23 protein-coding genes are annotated in these 19,766 nt (G+C 63.2%); 10 read left to right on the forward strand and 13 right to left on the reverse strand.

What is annotated here, in order from left to right:
- The first annotated feature begins 403 nt into the window (after positions 1–403).
- Entirely contained in the window at positions 404–916 is a 513-nt protein-coding gene (locus KBY77_RS13045) for a DUF305 domain-containing protein (protein ID WP_255105223.1), read from the forward strand.
- Positions 917–1,061: 145 nt separating this feature from the next.
- A complete protein-coding gene (locus KBY77_RS13050) occupies positions 1,062–1,232 on the forward strand; it encodes a hypothetical protein (protein ID WP_399212855.1) in 171 nt (56 codons plus the stop codon).
- Here the strand turns inward: KBY77_RS13050 and KBY77_RS13055 are convergent.
- From KBY77_RS13055 to KBY77_RS13065, 3 genes are all read right to left on the reverse strand, one after another.
- Positions 1,229–1,546, reverse strand: coding sequence for a thioredoxin family protein (locus KBY77_RS13055; protein WP_255105228.1), 318 nt, complete (start codon positions 1,544–1,546; stop codon positions 1,229–1,231). The genes KBY77_RS13050 and KBY77_RS13055 overlap by 4 nt on opposite strands.
- A 148-nt stretch (positions 1,547–1,694) precedes the next feature.
- Entirely contained in the window at positions 1,695–3,383 is a 1,689-nt protein-coding gene (locus KBY77_RS13060; protein ID WP_255105229.1) for a hypothetical protein, read from the reverse strand.
- 492 nt (positions 3,384–3,875) lie between these two features.
- Positions 3,876–4,256 (reverse strand): hypothetical protein, encoded by a 381-nt coding sequence (locus KBY77_RS13065; protein ID WP_255105231.1) that lies wholly within the window; start codon positions 4,254–4,256, stop codon positions 3,876–3,878.
- Positions 4,257–4,340: 84 nt separating this feature from the next.
- On the opposite strand from KBY77_RS13065, the gene KBY77_RS13070 reads away from it, so the two are divergent.
- Entirely contained in the window at positions 4,341–6,035 is a 1,695-nt protein-coding gene (locus tag KBY77_RS13070; RefSeq protein ID WP_255105233.1) for a cation:proton antiporter, read from the forward strand.
- A 205-nt stretch (positions 6,036–6,240) separates the two neighbouring features.
- On the opposite strand, the gene KBY77_RS13075 is transcribed toward KBY77_RS13070, so the two are convergent.
- The 3 genes from KBY77_RS13075 to KBY77_RS13085 all read right to left on the reverse strand — a co-directional run bounded on the left by KBY77_RS13075 (position 6,241) and on the right by KBY77_RS13085 (position 7,529).
- On the reverse strand, positions 6,241–6,774 hold the full coding sequence (locus tag KBY77_RS13075; RefSeq protein WP_255105236.1) for an NADPH-dependent FMN reductase: 534 nt from the start codon (positions 6,772–6,774) through the stop codon (positions 6,241–6,243).
- 144 nt (positions 6,775–6,918) lie between these two features.
- Entirely contained in the window at positions 6,919–7,155 is a 237-nt protein-coding gene (locus KBY77_RS13080) for a chlorophyll a/b-binding protein (protein ID WP_255105238.1), read from the reverse strand.
- Between the two features lie 230 nt (positions 7,156–7,385).
- Positions 7,386–7,529, reverse strand: a complete 144-nt coding sequence (locus tag KBY77_RS13085; protein ID WP_094554169.1) for a chlorophyll a/b-binding protein — start codon at positions 7,527–7,529, stop codon at positions 7,386–7,388.
- 132 nt (positions 7,530–7,661) lie between these two features.
- Here KBY77_RS13085 and KBY77_RS13090 point away from each other — a divergent pair, with 132 nt between their 5' ends.
- Positions 7,662–10,337, forward strand: coding sequence for an HAD-IC family P-type ATPase (locus tag KBY77_RS13090; RefSeq protein ID WP_255105240.1), 2,676 nt, complete (start codon positions 7,662–7,664; stop codon positions 10,335–10,337).
- 105 nt (positions 10,338–10,442) lie between these two features.
- The gene (locus tag KBY77_RS13095) at positions 10,443–11,477 is read left to right on the forward strand and encodes a GTP-binding protein (protein WP_255105242.1); all 1,035 of its coding nucleotides are present in this window, start codon (positions 10,443–10,445) and stop codon (positions 11,475–11,477) included.
- On the opposite strand, the gene KBY77_RS13100 is transcribed toward KBY77_RS13095, so the two are convergent.
- Entirely contained in the window at positions 11,447–11,920 is a 474-nt protein-coding gene (locus KBY77_RS13100; RefSeq protein WP_255105243.1) for a metal ABC transporter permease, read from the reverse strand. The genes KBY77_RS13095 and KBY77_RS13100 overlap by 31 nt on opposite strands.
- Positions 11,921–12,079: 159 nt before the next feature.
- Here KBY77_RS13100 and KBY77_RS13105 point away from each other — a divergent pair, with 159 nt between their 5' ends.
- Positions 12,080–13,267, forward strand: coding sequence for an FAD-dependent oxidoreductase (locus tag KBY77_RS13105; protein ID WP_255105246.1), 1,188 nt, complete (start codon positions 12,080–12,082; stop codon positions 13,265–13,267).
- Between the two features lie 27 nt (positions 13,268–13,294).
- Here KBY77_RS13105 and KBY77_RS13110 read toward each other — a convergent pair whose 3' ends face one another.
- Positions 13,295–13,660, reverse strand: a complete 366-nt coding sequence (locus KBY77_RS13110) for a hypothetical protein (protein WP_255105349.1) — start codon at positions 13,658–13,660, stop codon at positions 13,295–13,297.
- Between KBY77_RS13110 and KBY77_RS16655 the strand changes: the two genes are divergently transcribed.
- The gene (locus KBY77_RS16655; RefSeq protein ID WP_255105248.1) at positions 13,545–13,787 is read left to right on the forward strand and encodes a hypothetical protein; all 243 of its coding nucleotides are present in this window, start codon (positions 13,545–13,547) and stop codon (positions 13,785–13,787) included. The genes KBY77_RS13110 and KBY77_RS16655 overlap by 116 nt on opposite strands.
- Before the next feature lie 91 nt (positions 13,788–13,878).
- Here KBY77_RS16655 and KBY77_RS13120 read toward each other — a convergent pair whose 3' ends face one another.
- A complete protein-coding gene (locus tag KBY77_RS13120) occupies positions 13,879–14,175 on the reverse strand; it encodes a DsrE family protein (RefSeq protein ID WP_255105251.1) in 297 nt (98 codons plus the stop codon).
- A gap of 363 nt (positions 14,176–14,538) precedes the next feature.
- A complete protein-coding gene (locus KBY77_RS13125) occupies positions 14,539–15,219 on the reverse strand; it encodes a TIGR02117 family protein (protein ID WP_255105253.1) in 681 nt (226 codons plus the stop codon).
- 4 nt (positions 15,220–15,223) lie between these two features.
- Between KBY77_RS13125 and KBY77_RS13130 the strand changes: the two genes are divergently transcribed.
- Genes KBY77_RS13130 through KBY77_RS13140 form a run of 3 tightly spaced genes read left to right on the forward strand, consistent with a single transcriptional unit; the run spans position 15,224 to position 16,304 of the window.
- Positions 15,224–15,667, forward strand: a complete 444-nt coding sequence (locus KBY77_RS13130) for a HupE/UreJ family protein (RefSeq protein ID WP_255105255.1) — start codon at positions 15,224–15,226, stop codon at positions 15,665–15,667.
- Entirely contained in the window at positions 15,667–15,933 is a 267-nt protein-coding gene (locus KBY77_RS13135; protein ID WP_255105257.1) for a CDGSH iron-sulfur domain-containing protein, read from the forward strand. The genes KBY77_RS13130 and KBY77_RS13135 overlap by 1 nt, the downstream gene beginning before the upstream one ends.
- Positions 15,930–16,304, forward strand: a complete 375-nt coding sequence (locus KBY77_RS13140; RefSeq protein WP_255105259.1) for a VOC family protein — start codon at positions 15,930–15,932, stop codon at positions 16,302–16,304. The genes KBY77_RS13135 and KBY77_RS13140 overlap by 4 nt, the downstream gene beginning before the upstream one ends.
- A 129-nt stretch (positions 16,305–16,433) precedes the next feature.
- Here KBY77_RS13140 and chrA read toward each other — a convergent pair whose 3' ends face one another.
- From chrA to KBY77_RS13155, 3 genes are read right to left on the reverse strand one after another with little or no spacing between them, the layout of a single operon-like run.
- Positions 16,434–17,768 carry a chromate efflux transporter gene (gene chrA, locus KBY77_RS13145; RefSeq protein ID WP_255105261.1) on the reverse strand — a complete coding sequence of 445 codons (1,335 nt, stop codon included), beginning with the start codon at positions 17,766–17,768 and terminating at the stop codon, positions 16,434–16,436.
- 53 nt (positions 17,769–17,821) lie between these two features.
- Positions 17,822–18,667: a class II glutamine amidotransferase gene (locus tag KBY77_RS13150; protein ID WP_255105263.1), complete on the reverse strand. Its 846-nt coding sequence runs from the start codon at positions 18,665–18,667 to the stop codon at positions 17,822–17,824.
- 7 nt (positions 18,668–18,674) lie between these two features.
- On the reverse strand, positions 18,675–19,715 hold the full coding sequence (locus KBY77_RS13155) for a sulfate ABC transporter substrate-binding protein (protein WP_255105267.1): 1,041 nt from the start codon (positions 19,713–19,715) through the stop codon (positions 18,675–18,677).
- Between the last annotated feature and the right edge of the window lie 51 nt (positions 19,716–19,766).

Consider the following 19,766-nt stretch of genomic DNA (forward strand, 5'->3'; position numbering starts at 1 on the left):
GTGGCACAGGGGATAACCCCACCCACTTGAAGAGATCCCAGGCGTCGAGCCCGACGAGTCAGCACCTGTAGCCTGCTGTAGATAAAAATAGCTTTCGCGAATTCTATGCCCTATTCTCTAATTGCATGCGTGTGGATATCCGGCCACTAAATCTTGTAAAGCAACGCAACTGCTGGCCGGGGGCGCAGCAACGCTTGAGGGATGAACGGTCGTCATTGGGGAGAAGACCATGCTCGACTTCAATTGCGGCTCCATCTGCAGACTTGGATCCACAACGCTGCGGCTGGCGGGTGCAGGGCTTGCCCTCGCCGTGCTCTCCGGAGCGATGCCGGTGGCTCGGACTCAGACATCAGAACCCTCTGTGCTGCAAGCGCAGGTTGTTGCACCACACTGGAGTGCCCGGATGGGTCCCAGTGATCAGCGTTTCATCGAGATGATGGTTTCGCATCACGATGGAGCCATCGCGATGGCCGATCTGGCTCTGACCCGCGCCCGCCGACCGGAAATCAAGGAGATGGCCCGCAGCATCAAGGCCAGCCAGACTCGCGAAAATGAACAGATGCGGCGCTGGTACCGGCAGTGGTTCAACGCCGATCTCCCCAAGTGGGAACCAGGGATTGGCTGGGGCTGGCACCATGGCGGGATGATGGGAGGAATTGGAATTCCAGGTAGTGCTGATCGAGGGAGAGGGCCTTGGATGGGTACCAACCTCGAGGCTCTCAGGCAGGCGTCCGACTTCGATCGGGTGATCATCGAGCAGATGATTCCCCATCACCAGATGGGCGTGATGATGGCGACCATGGAGCTCAACAGCAGCCAGCGCCCTGAAATGCGCAAGCTCGCTGAAGACATGGTGCGCGTGCAAAGTGACGAGATCAATACGATGCAGCGCTGGTACCGCAACTGGTATTCCTGAAACGGCAGTCCTGCAACTTCAGGTCTGCATCTTCGGTTGACAATCAATTCCGTTCAGTGGACTGGATAACATGACTTCAACAAGAGGCTACGCATTTCGCTGCACACTCACCTATGGAGATATCTATGGGCAGATCCTTGTGTGGTTGCTGGTCACCTTCCTGAGCCTTGCAGCAGGCATGGCGCTGATGGGTGCCACCCATCCCGTGGCAGGCATCGCCGTGATCGGGCTGATTTTCGTGCTGTCGTTACCGTTTCTGATGTTTGCCTTCGTGACCACCTTGTTGAGTCATATCGCTCTTGATGAGCAGTCTTAGTTGTTGGCGGATTCACGCAACAGTTCCTGCAGGCGTGCCTGAAATCTGTCCTCAGGCAGGCCACCGGCGATTTCGCCGTGAATGCTGAAATCCCCCTCAGGGCTTTCCACCAGCAGATAGGTGGGCAGCCCCAGATTCTGCTTGAGGGGATAGTGATGCAGCAATATCTTGCGGTATCGCCCATAGATCAGTGGATTCTTCATGTCGACATCCACAAAAGCCAATCCCAGGTCATCGGCTACTTTGGCATCAAAGGTGGCCATCCGCTGGCAGATTGAGCAGTCATGGGTGCTGTACTTCAGCAGAGTGAGCATGTTCTTTGCCATCATCATTCCCATTTATCAGATCTCTAGCCTAACTGTGGGTCACGGGGTCGGCATTAGCAGGCCCGTTGAGCCACGGCACGGCACGGCTCGGCTCTGGGGGCACCTAAAGGCCAGCAGCCGATAGTGCCTCTGGTGATCAACGAGCGGAAAGGTTGGCGCTGACCGGTGCTTGCACGCTCAAGGCTGACCCGAGTGGTGGCGGCTCGTTTCCCTCCCACATCCGCTGAAATTCGGCGCTGGTGGAGGAGGCTTCGTCTGGGCGTCCCTCGGAGCGGAGGGTCGTGGCCAGCCCGTGCAGGGACCAGCCGTTTGCGGGGAAGCGCTTCAGATCCTCACGGAAGATTCGCTCTGCTGCGGAATATTCACCCACCTTCAGAAGGAAGAAACCGAAGTCCTGTCTGACGGGAATCGACCATTCCGGTGGTTCTCCATAGACCATCCCGTCTTCCAGTGATACCGCATTCTCAAAGTGCGTCCTTGCCGCAGCGGAGTCCCCGGCCGCCGCAGCGAGATGGGCCGCCAGCACTTCAGAGGCGATGGAGAGCACGGTGCCGGACGTATTGAACTCGAGCCGCTGAGCGGACAGCTCGGGGTCCGCAGCCAGGGCCTTGAGCTCCGCCAGGAGTCCGCGTGCTTCCACAAGGTTTCCCTGGGCGGTCAGGGCACGACCGCGGGCATAGGCCCATAGCCCGCGGGCATGTCCGAGATCCGCAGGTGGTGCCTCCTCCGCCAGGATCGACTCCCAGAGAGCGAAGCGCACCTTCATCTGCAGATGGCGGGTGAGGTGATGCTGCAGGAAGGTCATCCCCGGTGCGCCCAGCATGTCTGCAGGGGCGAGCGTGCGCATTGTCTCGGTGGCGGCCAGGGCCTCCTCGCGCCGGCCGATCATGCTGGCTGCGAAGGCCAGAAAGTCGTAATTGTGGGGGAAATAGCCGGCCAGATACACTCCGAAGCCAGGACGTTGAGCCCGAATGTAGGTTTCATCGGCATGGATTGCATGTTCATTGGCAGTGATGGCATCGCGATAGCGTCCAACCCTGACATAGATGTGACCAGGCATGTGCACGATGTGTCCTGCACCAGGCATCAAGCCGGCCAGGCGCTCGGCGGCCTGCAGTGCACGCTCGGGCTGCACTTCCTCGATCGCATGGATATAGAAGTGATTGGCACCTGGATGGTTGGGTGCGATCCGGAGAACTGTCTCGAGTTGGCGCAGGATCTCTGCCGTGTTCTCACGGGCTGAGCCGTCCTTGTTCCAGTATTGCCAGGGACTCAGACCCATCAGTGCCTCCGCGTGGAGCGTGCGGAGATCCATGTCGTTCGGGTACTTCCGAACGAGCTTTTGCAATGCGTCTGCCCAGGCGGCGTCCAGCATGCTCCGCTCCTGCGGAGGATCAGCCGCGTAGCGCCGGGAGAGAGCCTCAATCAGATCCCGCTCCTTCGGAGAGGCTGTGGCCAGGTTGGCTTGTGCCTTCTTGAGAGCGGCCCACGCCTGCAGTCCTGCGTCGCGGTCCATCGCCAGGTTGATGTTGGGACCCCACGCCAGGGCTTCTCCCCAGTGGCAGAGTGCGCAGCCCGGATCGAGGCTGGAGGCGTGGCGGAAGGCCCGGATCGCTTCCGCGTGGTTGAACGCGTAGTAGAGACGCAGCCCCTGATTGAAGTACGCCTGAGCCCGGCGATCCCGGATGGAAAGGGGGTAGTGGTGCGAGCCGAGGTTGTCGTAAAGGGGAGGTGCTTGAACCTGGGCAAGGCTGATCGGCGCTTGCAGGGTGAGTCCCACCAGCAGGGGAAGGAGAGCCAGGCGTGAATGAGGAAGGATTGACATGGGTTCACTGGGAGAATTGAGTTTTCAGCTCCTCACGAAGATCGCCACCGATGCGCCTGCGCATCTTCACCGACTGACTATCTCTTGGGTCTATCGGTATCCAAGCCGGGGAATCCGCGCAGATCCTGGTCTGCCGCAAATTTCGACTGCACCGATATGAACTGGATCAGCTAAAACGATTGATGATGGAACAAAGGATTGAAGTTGTCATCGCGCTCAGCTCCTGGGCTTGAAAGAAAAACGTGTTGACCATCTCGCGAAGAAAGCCCGGGGAACCCCCGTGTGCTCTTCCTCGCTTCCGTATTCACCAATTCTTGGCTTGTCGAATCAACGGATGAGTGGTACAGACAAGAATCTTCATTCTTCCGGGGTCCGATCTAGGCAGCATCGGCTGACGATTCACTCAACGAGTCCGGAGCTCTGCCAGCAACAGCTCTGTTCAGGCTTGCGCAGCTACTCACTGCCTCCAGCGCAGGAACGCATCGAGGCCATTCATGGCCTCTTGGTTTCTGGGCGCAAGGGCACAAGGATCCGATTGCCGTTCAGCTTGTTGGTGAACACGGCATTGCCCTGTACGAAGATCTGCCGCTCCCAGATCCCGCCGAGGGAGTCTCGCAAGCTGGAGAGGGGGAAGCCGGCTTTCACCAGGCGATAGGTCATGGCCTTGCCGTCCTGCCAGACAATGCGCACCGTCCCATCAGGGGAGTGGCTGTCACGGCAGGGGATCGTCTTGTCGTTGAAAGCGCAGGCCTTCCATGGTTCGGCATGGCCAGGCTGCATGGTTCCGCTGAGGAGACAGACGATCACCAACAGGCTCTGGAGGCGTGGACGGTCAAGACGCATCAACGAGGCAGCGTGCGGTGACCAGATCATGATCAGCCCCAGCAAGGATGCCCCACAACATCAGGAATCCAGGCCACACTCATCATTCACCTGCCACAGCCGGCAGCTGAGGCCATGCCCGCCCCGATGACGACGATGACCTTCAGCACCGTCTTTCACGAGCTGGCCGCCATCCTGATGATTGCTGGCGTCATCGGAATCGTGGCGCTGAAACTGCGCCAGCCCCTGCTCATCGGCTACATCCTCACCGGCATCGTGGTCGGACCAGCGGGATTGGGCTGGGCCTCGGGCGGCAGCGAACTGAAGCTGTTATCCAGCATCGGCATCTCGGTGCTGCTGTTTGTGGTCGGCCTCAAGCTGGATGTGGGCTTGATCCGCTCGGTGGGACCAGTGGCCCTGGCCACCGGGCTGGGCCAGATCGTGTTCACGGCTCTGTTCGGCTTTCTGTTGAGTCTGGCGCTGGGGTTTGCACCGGTGAAGGCGATCTACATCGCTGTCTGCCTCACTTTCTCCAGCACGATCATCATCGTGAAGCTGCTCTCGGACAAGCGGGAGATCGACTCACTGCACGGGCGAATTGCAGTCGGCTTCCTGGTGGTGCAGGACATCGCCGTGATCCTGGCGATGATCCTGCTCACCTCCTTCACCAGCCAGGCGGATGGCGGAATCGTTGGCCAGGCGATCCGGCTGCTGCTGGTGGGCACTGCCTTTGTGCTCGGCACCGCAGTCACGATGCGCTGGGTGATGCCGCCGCTGCTGAGCCGCCTGGCCCAGAACCAGGAACTGCTGGTGCTGTTCGCCGTGGCCTGGGCGGTGGGTCTGGCGGCCCTGGCTGACGGCGTGAATTTCAGCAAGGAGGTGGGTGCCTTTCTGGGTGGGGTTTCGATCGCCTCCACGGCCTACCGGGAGGCGATTGCCTCGCGCCTGACCGGGCTGCGCGATTTTCTGCTGCTCTTTTTCTTCATTGACCTGGGCTCCGGCCTCAACCTCTCGGCCGCTGGCCTTCAGCTCGGACCGGCCCTGGTGCTGTCGGTGTTCGTGCTGGTGGGCAACCCATTGATCGTGGTGGCGATCATGGGCGCGATGGGCTACAGGCGCAGAACAGGATTTCTGGCCGGTCTGACCGTGGCCCAGATTTCGGAGTTCTCGCTGATCCTGGCGGCGCTGGGGCTGCGTCTCGGCCAGCTTGGCGAAGCGGAAGTGAGTCTGATCACCCTGGTGGGGGTGATCACCATCGCCATCTCCACCTACATGATCCTTGGCTCCGAACAGCTCTACGGCTGGCTGCAGGGGCCGCTGCGCCTGTTTCAGCGCGCCATGCCTTTCAGCGAGCTCGGCGACACCATCAGCGGTCCGGTCCAGGTGGATGTGATCCTGCTGGGCCTGGGCCGTTTCGGCAGCGCGATCTATCGCCAGCTGCAGCCCCACAACCTCTCGATTCTCGGCATCGACTTCGACCCTCAGGCCCTGCGGCTGGCAGAAGCACATGGCCTGCCGGTGCAATACGGCGATTCCGAGGATCCGGAATTCACGGCCTCACTGCCGCTTTCCTCCGCCACGGTGGTGGTGAGCACCTTGCCCTCGCTGAAGGCCAACGCCGCCATCCGCCATGGGCTGGAAACGGCCGGTTTCCAGGGCCACTTCATCGCCACCGCCCATGACGAAGCGGAGGTGGCCAAGCTCGAATTCATGGGAGCCCAGCGCACCTTGCTGCCCTTTCTCGACGCCGCCGAGCGGGCCGCGGAGCTGATCATGGCTGACCTGAATCAGCTGCGCTCCCAGCCTGCAGAGGCACACGGACAAGGCTGATTGTCAGAGTTCAGAGTTCAGAGTTCAGAGTTCAGAGTTCAGCCATCAGCTGTAAGACATCAGCTGTCTTCAGGCGACCGCCGGAACCCTGAAGGGCAAGCCCACGAGGCTGCAGGTGCTTTGGGTGATGCTCTCGATCAACTGACCGGCAAGCAAAGCTGACCTTTCCGCCGAGTCCTTACTTACGCGCCACTCGCTGAGAGGGTCATGGTTGGGGGTGGGGCACGCGAAGGTGGTGCAGTCGCTTGATCAGGTCGGCAATGGAGTCGTCTTTGGCTGGATGGCTGCTGTTGCTCACCAGCTGACGGCCCACCACATGGGCACCCAGGTGGGCGAGCTGCAGCCGCAGGGCCGTCAGCACGGTGTGGCCGCCACCGCCGGAGTGCGTGGCGATCGCTACGGGACGACCATTGAACAGGGCTCTGAAGTCGTCGCCCTGCACCGACAGCCAGGCAATGGCACTGGTGAGCACCGGCGGTATCGAGCCGTTGTACTCCGGAGCACAGATCACCCAGCGGGGGTATGAACTGAGAAGTGCCTCCAGATCGGCCAGCCCAGGCGGTGTGCCGGCTGCCTGGGCGCGCGGCGTGAACAGAGGCAGCGCAACGGTGGTGAGGTCGAGCACCTCGGCGGAATGTCCCTGTTCCCTGGCAGCGGAGGCAAAGCGCTCAGCCAGTTTGAGGTTCTCTCCATTGCTGGCGGCGATCACCAGGAGATCGGGGGTCTGGGGCAGGGTCATGTCCTGGTATCGAGGTCCCTCATGAAAGCTGGATTTACCGCATCGCCACGCTCAGCGATGCCGACCGTGAGGCACTGTCGGCACAGACAGCAAAACCCCAGGCAGTGCCCGGGGATTCGAAGTGTTTGCCATTTGGCGTGAGCGTCAGAAGCAGAAAGGCAGAAACTGGGTGCGGCAGGCGGCGTAACCGTCGACCAGGGGGCCGAGGCCGATCTGATGGGCAATCCCGAAACCCGTGAGGCCTTCGACCACCACGCCGATCACGATGCCGACCATGGCGGCGCGGCCATTGAAGAGCTCGGCGCGCTTGAGCTGGTCCAGATGGATCTGCCGTTCGGTGGGCTGCTGGAAGCGTGTGCCGTCGGCTGGAGTGTTGGTCATGGGTTCCTGGGGTGAATGGAAAAGGACTGAAGCGTCAGTCCGCAAGATCTGGCTGCAGGAGGGCGCCGGCGAGCCAGGTGCTGAACAGGACGACGGTGAGGGTGGCAATCATCGTGATGACTGAGAGAGGTCGCTGGGACGGCTGAGCAGGTAAGTGACCATGCCGGTCAGAACAACGACAAGGCCGATGACGGCGGCGGTGGCTGCGGTGTAGTCGGTGCTCATGGCGATCAGCCCAGGCCGATCTGGGAGAGGATGCCCTGGCCGGTGAGCAGTTCGGTGCCCAGACCGATCACGAAGCCGAGCATGGCGAGGCGGCCATTCCAGGTTTCGGCGAAAGCGACGAAACCGAAGCGGGAAGCGGAGTCAGCCATGTGTGTAACGGATTGTTGCGACAACTGTAACAGGTTGCTAAGCGTCGTGGCAACGTGAACCCTCAGGCCAGGCGCTCGGCTGGATCCGCCAGCTTGCGGCAAGGTTGAGCGCGAGTCTTGCTACGCCGAGTGATGGTGCTGCTGTCCGCGCCAGCCCATGCTCTGCCGGTGGCTGAGGTGGTCGCCGGCCTGGGCAGCGATGCCGCCGAGGGGCTCAACCCGGCGGAAGCCCAGCGGCGGCTGGTGGCCTTCGGCCCCAACAGCCTCACCAACCGTGGCGGCAAGCCCGCCTGGCTCAAGTTTCTGCTGCAGTTCAACAACCCGCTGTTGATCACCCTGCTGGTGGTGGGCGCTGTGAAGGCGCTGCTCGGCCACCCCCGCGATGCCCTGGTGATCTGGAGCGTCACGGTGATCAACGCCGTGATCGGGTTCGTGCAGGAGAGCAAGGCCGAGAGCGCCATTGCGGCTCTGGCGCGGGCCGTGCGTACGGAGGTGGAGGTGGTGCGCGGTGGGGTGCGCCAGAGGCTGCCTTCAGAATTGCTGGTGGTGGGTGATCTGGTGCGGCTGGAGGCGGGCGCACGGGTTCCGGCCGATCTGCGCCTGGTGGTGGGGCGCAACCTGCACACCGATGAATCTGCCCTCACAGGGGAATCGGTGCCGGTGGGCAAGGGCAGCACCTCCGTGGAGGCCAGTGCGCCCCTGGCGGAGCGCATCGGCATGGCCTATGCCGGCAGTTACGTGACCTCCGGCCAGGGGATGGGCCTGGTGGTGGCGTGCGGTGATGCCACCGAAGTGGGCCGGATCTCCACGTCCCTGCAGGATCAGGTGGATCTCACCACGCCGCTGACGCGCAAGTTCGGGCGGTTCAGCCGCACCTTGTTGCAGGTGATCCTGGTGATGGCCAGCCTCACCTTTCTGGTTGGTCTGGCGCGCGGCCGCGGGGCCGACGAGATGTTCGACGGAGCAGTGGCCCTGGCGGTGGGGGCGATTCCAGAGGAGCTGCCGGCGATCGTGACCATCACCCTTGCGATCGGCGTTCACCGCATGGCCCGGCGGCGGGCGATCATCCGCAAGCTTCCGGCGGTGGAGGCCCTCGGCAGCACCACGGTGATCTGCTCCGACAAAACCGGCACCCTTACCCAGAACCGGATGACGGTGCAGCACCTCTACGCCGGCGCTGAGCTGTCGGCGATCGAGGATCTCTGGCCGGGCGAGGCCACCGGCAGTGCCCCCGGCAGCGTGAACGTGGCCCTGCAGGAAACCCTGCTGGCCGGGCTTCTCTGCAACGACGCCCGCCCCAGCAGCCGCGAGGGCCTCCTGGTGGGCGACCCCACCGAAACGGCGTTGCTGGTGGCGGCCAAGGAGGCCGGCATCGATCGGCAGGGGGCCCTGGATCGCCATCCCCGCCGAGATGCCATCCCTTTCGAATCGGAACAGCAGTTCATGGCCACCCTCCACGGCAGCGAGCGCATCCTGTTGAAGGGGTCGGTGGAGGTGGTGCTGGGGCGCTGCAGCCGTCAACTGGATGGCGAAGGTCAACCCCAGCCTCTCGATCGCCGGGCGATCGAGGCGGCGGTGGCGGCGATGGCGGCCCGCGGCGAGCGGGTGCTGGCCTTCGCCATCGGCCAGGCCCATCCCACCCAGCAGCGGCTAGAGCACCACCACGTGGCGGCCGACCTGGATTTCCTGGGTCTGCAGGGGATGCTGGATCCACCCCGGCCGGAGGCGATCCTGGCCGTGGCGGCCTGCCAGGCGGCTGGCATCACGGTGAAGATGATCACCGGCGACCATGTGGAAACTGCCCGGGCGATCGCCCGCGAGATGGGCATCGGCGGGGCCGAAGTGGCGGCGATCGATGGCCGCCAGCTGGAGGCCATGGCTGCCGACGGGATCGCCGAGCTGGTGGATCGGGTGGATGTGTTCGCCCGGGTGGCGCCGGCCCAGAAGTTGCAGCTGGTTCAGGCCCTGCAGGCGAACGGTGAAGTGGTGGCGATGACCGGCGATGGTGTCAATGACGCTCCGGCTCTCAAGCAGGCCGATATCGGCATCGCCATGGGCGCTGGTGGCACCGAGGTGGCCCGCGAAGCGGCCGACATGCTGCTCACCGATGACAACTTCGCCACGATCGAGGCGGCGGTGGAAGAAGGCCGCACGGTGTATCTCAACCTCCGCAAGACGCTTGCCTTCGTGCTGCCTGTGAACGGTGGCGCCTCGATGACGATCCTGCTGGGGGCAGTGCTGGGCACGCCCCTGCCGGTGACGGCGCTGCAGGTGCTCTGGCTCAACATGATCTGCTCGCTCACCATGTCGATCGCCCTGGCGTTCGAGCCGATCGTGCCGGGACTGATGCAGCAGCCGCCCCGCCCACCGAATCAGCCCCTGCTCACCGGCGGGCTGATCCGCCGGGTGCTGGTGGTGTCGCTGTTCAACTGGGCGCTGATCTTCGGGCTGTTCTTCTGGAGCGAACGGCGCAGCGGTGACCTGTCCCTGGCCCGCACCATGGCGGTGCAAGGCCTGGTGCTGGCCCACCTGGTGTATCTGGTCAGCATCAGCCAGCTGCGCAGAGGCCTGCTGGCTCTGCCGAGCCTGGGCTGGCGAGCCCTCGCCCAGGCTCCAGCTGTTCCGCTGGGGATCGCGGGCACCATCACGGTGCAGTGGATCTTCAGCCAGACGGAGTGGATGAATCGCTTCTTTGACACGGCACCCCTCGATTCAGGGGATCTGCTGATCTGTGCCCTGCCGATGCTGCTGATGCTGCCGGTGGCCTGGTTGGGCGAGCGGCTCGACCCCACCAGCAGGAGCACCTGAATCAGGGCTGCTGACGTTGCTGGCGAGGTCGGATCGGTTGGCGGTTCGGAATGAGAACGGTTCTCAGTTATGGTATGGAGCCGAGTGGCTGACCGCACCATCTCCATGGCCCAGCTTCCCGTCACCCTGCTTACCGGCTTCCTCGGTGCCGGCAAGACCACCCTGCTCAATCACATCCTCAGCAACCAGCAGGGGCTGCGCATCGCGGTGCTGGTGAACGAGTTCGGCGAGGTCGGCATCGACAACGAACTGGTGGTGACCACCAGCGACACCATGGTGGAGCTGAGCAACGGCTGCATCTGCTGCTCGATCAACGGCGAGCTGCAGGAGGCCGTGCAGCGGGTGCTGGAGCGCCCGGATCCGATCGACTACATCGTGGTGGAAACCACTGGTCTGGCCGATCCCCTGCCGGTCGCCATGACCTTCATGGCCGGTGATTTCCGCGACCAGCTTCGGCTTGATTCGATCATCACCCTGATCGATGCCGAGCACTTCAACGCCACCGCCCTCGAGAGCCCGATCGCCAGGGCCCAGGTGGTGTACGGCGACATCTTGCTGCTCAACAAGTGCGATCTGGTGGAGGAGGAGCGGCTAGCTGAGGTGGAGGCCAGCCTGCGCGAGATCAAGGTCGACGCCCGCATCCTGCGGGCCGATCATGGCGCCGTGCCGCTGGCCATGCTGCTGAGCGTGGGGCTGTTCGAAACAGATCGCCTGGCGGAATTGCAGGCCAGGGAGGACACCCGCGAAGACGATCACAACCATCATCACCACGCGCACGACCATTCCAATCACGAGCACCACGATCACGATCACGGGACCCACGAGCACCACACCCATACTCCGGAGCTGGAGGGTTTCAGCTCTGTTTCCCTGGCGGTGGAGGCGCCGTTTGATCTGCGCCGCTTTCAGTTCTTTCTCGACAACCAGCTCCCCGAAACGGTGTTCCGCGCCAAGGGAGTGCTCTGGTTCCGTGAGAGCAACCGCCGCCATCTGTTTCACCTCTGCGGCAAGCGCTTCACCATCGACGACTCCGACTGGCCCGAGGGCACTTCCCGCCACACCAAGGTGGTCGCCATCGGCAAGGGCCTGGATCAACACACCCTCAGATCTCAGCTCGAGGCCTGCGTGGTGGCGCCATGAGCTGTCATCCGGCTGACCAGCAGGGCCAGCACAAAGCCGGCGAACTGCACGATCACCACACAGGGGCCTGAGGGCAGATTGGTGAGGCCCGAGCCCAGCAACCCCACCAGGGCACATCCCCCGCCCATGGTGGCCGAAGTGAGCATGTACATCGGGAAGCGGCGGCTCAGCAGCCGGCCGGCACAGGCTGGAATCACCACGAAGGCACTGATCAGCAGTACCCCAACTGCCTTGATCGAGACGGCCACCACCACCGCCAGCAAGACGATGAAGGCCAGGCGATGCCAGTTGGCGCGGACGCCGAACGCCCCGGCCAGGTCGTCTTTGAGGGTCAGCAACACCTGGGCCCTGAGGCTCAGGGCCAGGTAGGCCATCGCGCCGAGCAACAGCACGGCGATCACGGCCACCTTCAGGCCGTGCTCATGGGTGAGGATCCGGTTCAACAACGTGGTCTTGCCGGCGCCGAACGTCTGCCGGTGAGAACGGTCACCGGCAGACGTTCGGCGGCTGGAACAGCGCTGGAGAAGGCCATGGCAGGGGAGGGGACGCCAGGTCTATGTGTGAGAATGGTTGTCGTTCTAGCAAGAACAAGGGCTCCCGCCATGGCTGAGCTGGTGATCGCCGGGGCCGGTCCCCAGGCCCTCACGCTCTGTTGTCAGCTGCTGCAGAAAAGGCCCCAGTGGCGCCGGCAACTGCGGGTGCTCGATCCCACGGGCAGCTGGCTGTCGCGCTGGCACGGGCAGATGCGGCGCTGTGAAATCCCCTGGCTGCGCTCCCCTTCGCCCCACCATCCGCACCCCAACCCCCATGCCCTGCGCCGCTTCGCCCAGGAACGGCAGCGCAGCCATGACCTGGACGGCCCTTTTGGCCTGCCCCACACGGACCTCTTCGCCGACTTCTGTCGCAGCGTCGTGGCCGACTTCCAGCTGGCTGACCAGGTGCAGGCGGCCTCGGTGCAGCAGATCCGACTGGGTCAGGCAGGGCCTGCATCGCTGGAGCTGGTCCTGAGTGATGGTGCCGTCGTGGCGGCCCGCCGGCTGGTGATCGCCACTGGTGCCGGCGCGGCCGTGCTGCCCAGCTGGCTTCGGACCATGTCCGGGTCTCACCCGGTTCAGGCCCTGCAACACAGCCAGACGATCGATCTGGCTGCCTGCCAGGGGTTGAGGGGACAACACGTCCTGATCGTGGGAGGCGGTCTCACCAGCGCCTATCTGGCCATGGGCGCCATCAAGCGAGGGGCCCGGGTCAGCCTGCTGTGCCGGCGGGGGCTGCGCAGCCAACCCTTCGACGCGGACCCGGGCTGGCTGGGCCCGAAGCACCTCAAGGCCTTTCGGGCTGAACCGTGCTGGCACCGCCGCCGTCAGCAGGTGCTGGACGCTCGCGATGGCGGCTCGATCACGCCCCAGCTGGCTGTTCAGCTGCATCAGGCGTGCCGGCAGGGCAGCCTGCAGCTCCACGAGCACTGTCAGGTGCAGGAGGCTGCCTGGCGTGCGGGCCAATGGCGGATTTTCTGCCGCGAAGGAGGCGGCCTGCAGGCCGATCGCCTCTGGCTGGCCACCGGCTTCCACCAGGGAGTGAGCCACCAGCCGCTGCTGCGCCAGTTGCTGGATCAACAGCCCATCGAGCTGATCGACGACTGGCCCGTCCTCACCCCTGATCTGCGCTGGCCCGGCACCAACGTGCACCTCATGGGAGGCCTGACGGCGCTGCAGCTGGGTCCAGCAGCGCGCAACCTGTTCGGGGGGCGGGAGGCGTCAGAGCGCATCTGTCGTGCCGCCATCAAGGCCTGATCGACGTTTGGATCCAGTCAGTGATGGTCAGTGTTGTGGGTGCTCACGGCAAGGCATCCACAGTGAACCCATGGCATGGACGCCCTCGCACCCCAGTTCCTTCGCCTTCTGGAGCGCCACCTGTTTGCTCGGGTAGGCATAAACGTTCTGTTTGCCCCCTTGCTGCCCGTGGTGTTGATGAATCTGCCCGCTTTGGCTCCCCAGACGGAAGGGCCCCATACCCTTGATCCCAACCCACCAGACACCCATCACGTTCACCCCAGCGATCAGGATGCCCATGCCCACCACAGAGGCATTGATCACTCCCATGGCCACGGCGCCGATGCTCAACACCCCCATCCGCACGACGCCAATGCTGACCACACCCATGGGCACGATGCCGATCGAGATGATGCCCAGGGGGGCGATGCCGATGGCAACGATCTTCGGTCGACCACCGCAAGCCGGCTGCGAGGTTGTTGCTGGCAGATCCGATGCCGGTGGCGGTGATTATTCTTTTGAAGTCAGGTTTACCGGCTGAGTGCCCGAGATCCCTGGCGGAAGAGGGCCGCACCTGTCTTGGTCGGGTTGCCGATTTGCAGGCCGTTCAGTGACTCGGCTTCGCTTATCCCCTAGTGCTTCATGCAAAGAGGACAGATCAAAACGGTGCCGCCTGAAGCAAGCAGCTCCGCAATCAGGACCTGCTGCTCGGTGAGAGAGGCTGCTTTTGCTTTGGTCCTGGATCCCGCCAAGACTCCACGATCGTTGAGGAAGATCGTGACGGGGTGACCGAGAGCCAGCCGCTGCCTGGCAAAGGACAATGCCATCTTGAGCCGGTGCGGCTCATCCGATGTGAGGTTGATGAACAGCGGATCCAGCTGGCCGGCAGTGGTTGAAAGGAGTGAGGCCATGGCAAGCCGGCGGGCCATGGCAGGAAGACGAAGCAAGGCGAGACGGGAGGCAAGGACCTGATGATGTGGGGCGCCCATGTATTGGCTGCAGGAAATTATACTCAGCATTGTCTGCCAGTATTCAGGTTTGTTGAGTGCTTCGACATATGAATTCTAATCCTTGATCGGTTTATTCTCATCACCCTTCGTCCTGGTCGGCGTGCAGCACCAGGTGGCAACGGCCGGTGCACAATGCTAAAATATCGATCCCAACTTACTCGATCGACGTCGTCTTCTTCGGCAGACGGCTGAGCAGCCTTGTCCCTCGCCTCACTGGGATCTGGCAGCTGTAGGACTAAGGCTCAACGCTCAAAGTGAGGGTCATGAGGCGGCCTTATCGCGTTACATCCTTTTGAGCGAGTGGTTGGGGGTCAAAGTACATTGCTGACGAAGCTCTCGGATAGCGCTCATCACCTTCGTAGGTGTTTGGGAAAAAGACGAAGATACGTTAATCCCGGCACTCTGCAATCCTTTGGCGGTCCAGTTGTTGCACGTATGCAGCAAAGAAAAGCGCCCCTCTCCTTCGTAGAACTGACTGTTGCCGTAAAGGCCCCGGTTGAGGCGGACAATGCGTCCTTGATGGTCACGGGCAAAGCTGTTTGCCACAAATGCTATGAGAGAAGTAACTTGCTGATCGGTTAAACAGGTGCTGACGACTTCACTTGCCCCAAGGAATTCGCTCGGAGAGCCTGGGATAGCAACCATGTGCATAACAGCGCCTTTCGAAAGAAATATCGCTTGCAAGGTTAGGTCGATCGATACTTCCCCTGATTGGTAAAATTCTTTATCGCCCCAGCCAATTTCATAGTAAGCGGCATCACCAAAATGCTCCTTGAGCCCGGGAATGGCTTGATTCAGGCGACCAGCTGGAATGACAAGACCAGTATGCCATCCATGTCTTACGACGAATGTCTGATGCGAACGAATGGCATCAGGCGATGAGACTGTTGGTTTTACCGCATACGGCTTCTCCGAGCATGAACTCACTGCAAGCGCTGCGAGAATCAATCCAGCCAGCTTCATGGGGATGGTGCTGTTCGAGCTAAGGGCTCCGCTCTGGTTGGCCGCGCTGATCGTGGTCGCTTTTGCGGTGTTTCATAGCTATGCCCACGGCAGTGAGCTTCCTGCCGTCAGCAATGCTCTTGTCTACAGTCATCCTGTTTGGAGCGGTAGTGGCCCTGGTGGGCCTGCTGGCGGAGCTCGAGGTGCCGATGGGCAGGGGGGCGACCATGGCTTGGACGGCGCTGCCCTGGCCTTGATGGGTGGCGTCGCGGGCGTCACTGCAATGACAACGATGCTCACCCTGATGCTGAAGGAGCAGCTCGGACCGGCCCACTGCGCTTACTGGGTGCGGATCCGGCGATCGCCGCCTAGGGACAAGCGCGATCAGGCGCTGCAGCGCCCTTTCCTCGCGAACAACTGTGTGCCAGCCCAGACTGAACCAAGCGTTGATTCGGGGATTGTGCGCTGATGTCAGGCCCGGTTCCCCCCGCTGAGGGCCCCCAGCCGCTTGATCTGCCCGCCGGCCGCTCCTATCTGTGCAGCTGCCGCCGCAGTCGCCAGGGCTGGTTCTGCGACGGCGCCCATCTGGGCAGTGGGCTGATTGCCCGTGAGGTTCAGCTGGAGGAGCCGGGCACCGTGCTGATGTGCGGTTGCGGCCGCTCCCGCCGCTATCCCCTCTGCGACGGCAGCCATGGTCGAGCGGCCGCAAAGCCCTGGTGGGCCTGGTGGAGATGAAGGGCTCGATCGTGCTGGCTGCCGACGATCCAGCGGCACTGGCCTGTTTCTATGGCTCCCTGCTTGCGGTGGAGCCTCAGCAGGGCCTGAGCGAATCCCACTGGCGGGTGGCCTGGCCTGCCGGAGGGTTCCTGGAGATCTATGCCCCGTCGAGCAGCCGGCCCCAGCCCCGGCAATTGGGCCGTGTGGCGCTGTGCCTGCAACGCCACGCCGAAGGCGGTGATCCCACCCAGGTGCTCCACGACTGGATTGGGCAGTCAACAGCCCAGGGGGCATCGCTGCTCACACCCCCGCGGCAGGAACCGTTCGGGGTGGAAGCCTGGCTACTTGATCCGGAGGGCAACCGCCTGCTGTTGCTGGTACAGGACTGAGACCGGCCGCGCAGCCGCTGCTCCTGAATCCGGCGCCACGCCATCAATTTTGTAGCTGCTCACACAATTGAAGCGTTGCATGAATGGCTTCCGAACTACCGGAAAAGCTCTGTCAAGCCCGATCCACAGTTATGACCCCACCAGCTTCGCCAGCAGTTGGGTCCCGGCACCGATGGCTGCAGCTGCGCCAATCAGCTGCAGCACACTCCAGCGCAGTTTCACCAGGACCAGCAGGGCGAGGGCCACCACCAGTGCTGCTGCGGGATCCATGCGTCCGTTGGGCCAGAGCACCGGTCCGGCCAAGAACACCGCCAGGCTGGCGATCACCCCCACCACAGCCGCTGTGATCGCTGTGAGCGGTGCGCCCAGGCGCAGGTCGCCGCGGCTGGCCTCCACAAGCGGCGCCCCGGTCAGGATGAATCCGAAGGACGGAAGAAAGGTGAACCACACCGTGACCAGGGTGGCGGCGGCGGCGGCGGGCCAGCTGCCCTCAGTGCTGTTCCAGCCGCCCATGAACCCCACGAAGGCCACCACCATGATCAGCGGGCCCGGGGTGGTTTCCCCCAGTGCCAGGCCATCGACCATCTGGCCGGCTGAGAGCCAGCCGAACTGCTCCACCGCCCCCTGGGCCACATAGGGCAGCACGGCATAGGCCCCACCGAAGCTCAGCAGGGCCACCCGGGAGAAAAAGCGGGCCATCAGCGCGAGGTTGCCGTTCCAGCCGCCGGCAGCGGTGAGCAGCGCCAGGGGAATCAGCAAGGCCATTCCCCAGGCCAGCAGGGTGAGTGCCAGGCGGCGGCGGCTGAAGCGGGCGTGCTCCGGGGTCGAGGTGTGGTCTCCGTGGATGGGCTCCTCCTCTGGCATGCCTGCGCTTGATGTCGGGCTACTGGACTGCTGAGGGGGTGGGGCTGAATGACCTGGCACCAGCAACAGCCCCGATCGCCAGCGGCCTACCACCAGGCCGCAGAGGGCTGCCCCCACCACCACCAGTGGATAGGGAAGCTGCAACACCGCCAAGGCCAGAAACGCCGCGACGGCAATGCCGATCAGCACAGGGGTTCGCAGGGTGCGCAGGCCCAGCCGCCAGGCCGCCACCAGCACGATCGCCAGCACGGTCGGCTTGAGCACGGCAAACACCGAAACGAGCAGGGGCAGCTGGCCCCAGAGGGCATAGACCGTGGCCAGGGCCGTGAGCACCAGCACCGAGGGGGCCAGGAACAGCCCACCGGCGATCAGGCCACCAGGCACCCCATGCATCAGCCAGCCCAGATAGGTGGCCAGCTGGGTGGCCTCCGGACCGGGCAGAAGCATGCAGTAGTTGAGGGCATGCAGGAAGCGCCGCTCGCTCAACCAGCGCCGCCGCTCCACCAGCTCCCGGTGCAACAGGGCGATCTGCCCGGCGGGCCCACCGAAGCTCACCAGCCCGAGCTTCAGCCAGAAACGCGACGCCTCGCTCAGGCTCACGGCTGAGGTCGGAGCAGCCGATTGCGTGGTCAGAGCTGGCGTTAGCGAGCTGGTCATGCCAGACCGATCCGGTTTGGGGCCACAACAAGATCCCCACCCCAATCGCATGGGGATCTTGTTGTGGCGCTGCTGCGCTGACGGATCTCGCCGTCGATCAGCAGCATGGATTCTCCGAGCTGGAAGGGCTGCCACAGCTCATCGGTGGTGAGTGGCTCCGTGCTCAGGATCGTCACCACATCATGGGCCGTGGTGAGTGTGGAGAAATCAACCTGAAGGGGCGCATCGGCCAGGGTGGCGGTACGGAAGGGGGCCCGGCGGGTGAGCCAGTGCAACCGGGTGGTGGCGGTGGCAAACAGCCACTGGCCATTGCTGATCAGGGCATTGAAGGTGCCGCGCTGGGCCAGCTGGGCGGCGCAGCGATGCAGGAGGGCGAACAGGGCAGCGGCATCCTCTGGATCCACCCGGGCCCGGTCAAGCTGCTCGAGAATCCAGCAGAAGGCGGCCTCGCTGTCGGTGGAGCCGAACGGGCGGTAGCGAACGCCCAGGGGGATCTCGCCCTTGAGGTCACCGTTGTGAGCGAACACCCAGCTCTGATCCTGCCAGGTGCGGCAGAAGGGATGGCAGTTTTCCAGGGCCACCACCCCGCGGGTCGCCTGACGGATGTGGGCGATGCTCACCAGAGCCTTGGCAGGGCTTTCAGACAGTTGATTCGCCAGGGCGGAGAAGGCGGCCGGGGCGTCCTCTCGCAGCAGGGTGAGGCCATGGCCAGTGGGGCTGAAACTGGCCAGCCCCCAGCCATCGGCGTGCTCGCCGGTGACACCACCGCGGCGACTGAGGCCCCGAAAGGAAAAGCCCATGTCGGTGGGGGTGTTGGCGTTGAGGGCCAGCAGCTCACACATGGCCGGATTAGCGGGTTTTGGCGAAGAGACGATCCCAGAGTCCGTCTTTGCCAAAGAACTCCTTGTTCACCAGGTCCCAGCCTCCGAAGTCCTGCACAGTGAAGAACTGCTTGACGGGGGCAAAGCGATCCTTTACTCGTGACCAGATCGTGGGGTTGGTGGGGCGGAATCCCTCCTCGGCAAAGATGGCCTGCGCCTCTTCTGAGAATAGATACTGGGCAAGGGCTTCTGCGGCCTTACGGGTGCCTTTTCGTTCCACATTCTTGTCGACCACGGCGACCGGACCCTCAATGCGGATGTTCACTTCTGGCACCAAGAATGGATCTTTGAGATCACCGGTCCTGGTGGCAAGGATGGCCTCGTTTTCGTAGTTCAGAAGCACATCACCCTGGCCTTTCTTGAGGAACACGTCGGAGGCTTCTCGCGCATCCTTGGGCAGATTGTCAACGTTCTTGTACACGCTGGCAACATAGGCCTCGGCCTGCTGTTGGTTGCCTCCCGTCTGGGTCACCGAGCCCCAGAGGCCCAGGAAGTTCCAGCGGGCACCGCCTGAAGTTTTGGGATTGGCTGTCACCACCGTGATGCCTGGCTTGATCAGATCGGCCCAGGAGGCGATCTGCTTGGGGTTGCCCGGACGGGTCAGGAAAGCCACCGTGGAGTTGGTGATGATGCTGTTGTTGGGCAACTCCTTCTCCCAGCCGGCATCCAACAGTCCCGATTCCTCGAGCTTGAGTACGTCGGCCGAGAGGGCCAGGGTCACCACATCGGCATCGAGGCCATCGATCACCGCCCGGGTCTGGGTGCCTGAGCCGCCGTAACTGGTTTTGATCTCCAGCTCCTGGCCCGTTTTGGCTTTCCATTCCGAGATGAACTTGGGAATGATCCGGTCGTAAGCCCCCTTGGTGACGGCGTAACTCACAAGCAGCAGCTGTTGTTGACCGTCCGGGTCGCCAGTGCCGGAGCTTTGCGGCGGGCCACCGCAGCCGGCCAGGAGGACCAGAGAGCCAGCCGCAAGCAGGGGTGAGAGGCACTGAGAGAACTTAGCCACGTTTTCCGGTCGGAAATTCGAAGATCAGAATACCACGGTTATCCGACCGGT

It is taken from the genome of Synechococcus sp. Cruz-7E5, assembly GCF_024345995.1.
Classification (GTDB): domain Bacteria; phylum Cyanobacteriota; class Cyanobacteriia; order PCC-6307; family Cyanobiaceae; genus Regnicoccus_A.

Bases quoted from the DNA above. Each gene is read 5' to 3' on its own strand.
- KBY77_RS13085 (WP_094554169.1), bottom strand. From the start codon at position 7,529: ATGGCTGACTCCGCTTCCCGCTTCGGTTTCGTCGCTTTCGCCGAAACC.
- KBY77_RS13125 (WP_255105253.1), bottom strand. From the start codon at position 15,219: ATGAAGCTGGCTGGATTGATTCTCGCAGCGCTTGCAGTGAGTTCATGC.
- KBY77_RS13150 (WP_255105263.1), bottom strand. From the start codon at position 18,667: ATGTGTGAGCTGCTGGCCCTCAACGCCAACACCCCCACCGACATGGGC.
- KBY77_RS16655 (WP_255105248.1), top strand. From the start codon at position 13,545: ATGCCCACCACAGAGGCATTGATCACTCCCATGGCCACGGCGCCGATG.
- KBY77_RS13090 (WP_255105240.1), top strand. From the start codon at position 7,662: ATGGTGCTGCTGTCCGCGCCAGCCCATGCTCTGCCGGTGGCTGAGGTG.
- KBY77_RS13055 (WP_255105228.1), bottom strand. From the start codon at position 1,546: ATGCTCACTCTGCTGAAGTACAGCACCCATGACTGCTCAATCTGCCAG.
- KBY77_RS13140 (WP_255105259.1), top strand. From the start codon at position 15,930: ATGAAGGGCTCGATCGTGCTGGCTGCCGACGATCCAGCGGCACTGGCC.
- KBY77_RS13120 (WP_255105251.1), bottom strand. From the start codon at position 14,175: ATGGCCCGCCGGCTTGCCATGGCCTCACTCCTTTCAACCACTGCCGGC.
- KBY77_RS13080 (WP_255105238.1), bottom strand. From the start codon at position 7,155: ATGACCAACACTCCAGCCGACGGCACACGCTTCCAGCAGCCCACCGAA.
- KBY77_RS13135 (WP_255105257.1), top strand. From the start codon at position 15,667: ATGTCAGGCCCGGTTCCCCCCGCTGAGGGCCCCCAGCCGCTTGATCTG.
- KBY77_RS13105 (WP_255105246.1), top strand. From the start codon at position 12,080: ATGGCTGAGCTGGTGATCGCCGGGGCCGGTCCCCAGGCCCTCACGCTC.
- KBY77_RS13045 (WP_255105223.1), top strand. From the start codon at position 404: ATGGGTCCCAGTGATCAGCGTTTCATCGAGATGATGGTTTCGCATCAC.
- KBY77_RS13075 (WP_255105236.1), bottom strand. From the start codon at position 6,774: ATGACCCTGCCCCAGACCCCCGATCTCCTGGTGATCGCCGCCAGCAAT.
- KBY77_RS13130 (WP_255105255.1), top strand. From the start codon at position 15,224: ATGGTGCTGTTCGAGCTAAGGGCTCCGCTCTGGTTGGCCGCGCTGATC.
- KBY77_RS13065 (WP_255105231.1), bottom strand. From the start codon at position 4,256: ATGATCTGGTCACCGCACGCTGCCTCGTTGATGCGTCTTGACCGTCCA.
- KBY77_RS13070 (WP_255105233.1), top strand. From the start codon at position 4,341: ATGCCCGCCCCGATGACGACGATGACCTTCAGCACCGTCTTTCACGAG.
- KBY77_RS13095 (WP_255105242.1), top strand. From the start codon at position 10,443: ATGGCCCAGCTTCCCGTCACCCTGCTTACCGGCTTCCTCGGTGCCGGC.
- KBY77_RS13060 (WP_255105229.1), bottom strand. From the start codon at position 3,383: ATGTCAATCCTTCCTCATTCACGCCTGGCTCTCCTTCCCCTGCTGGTG.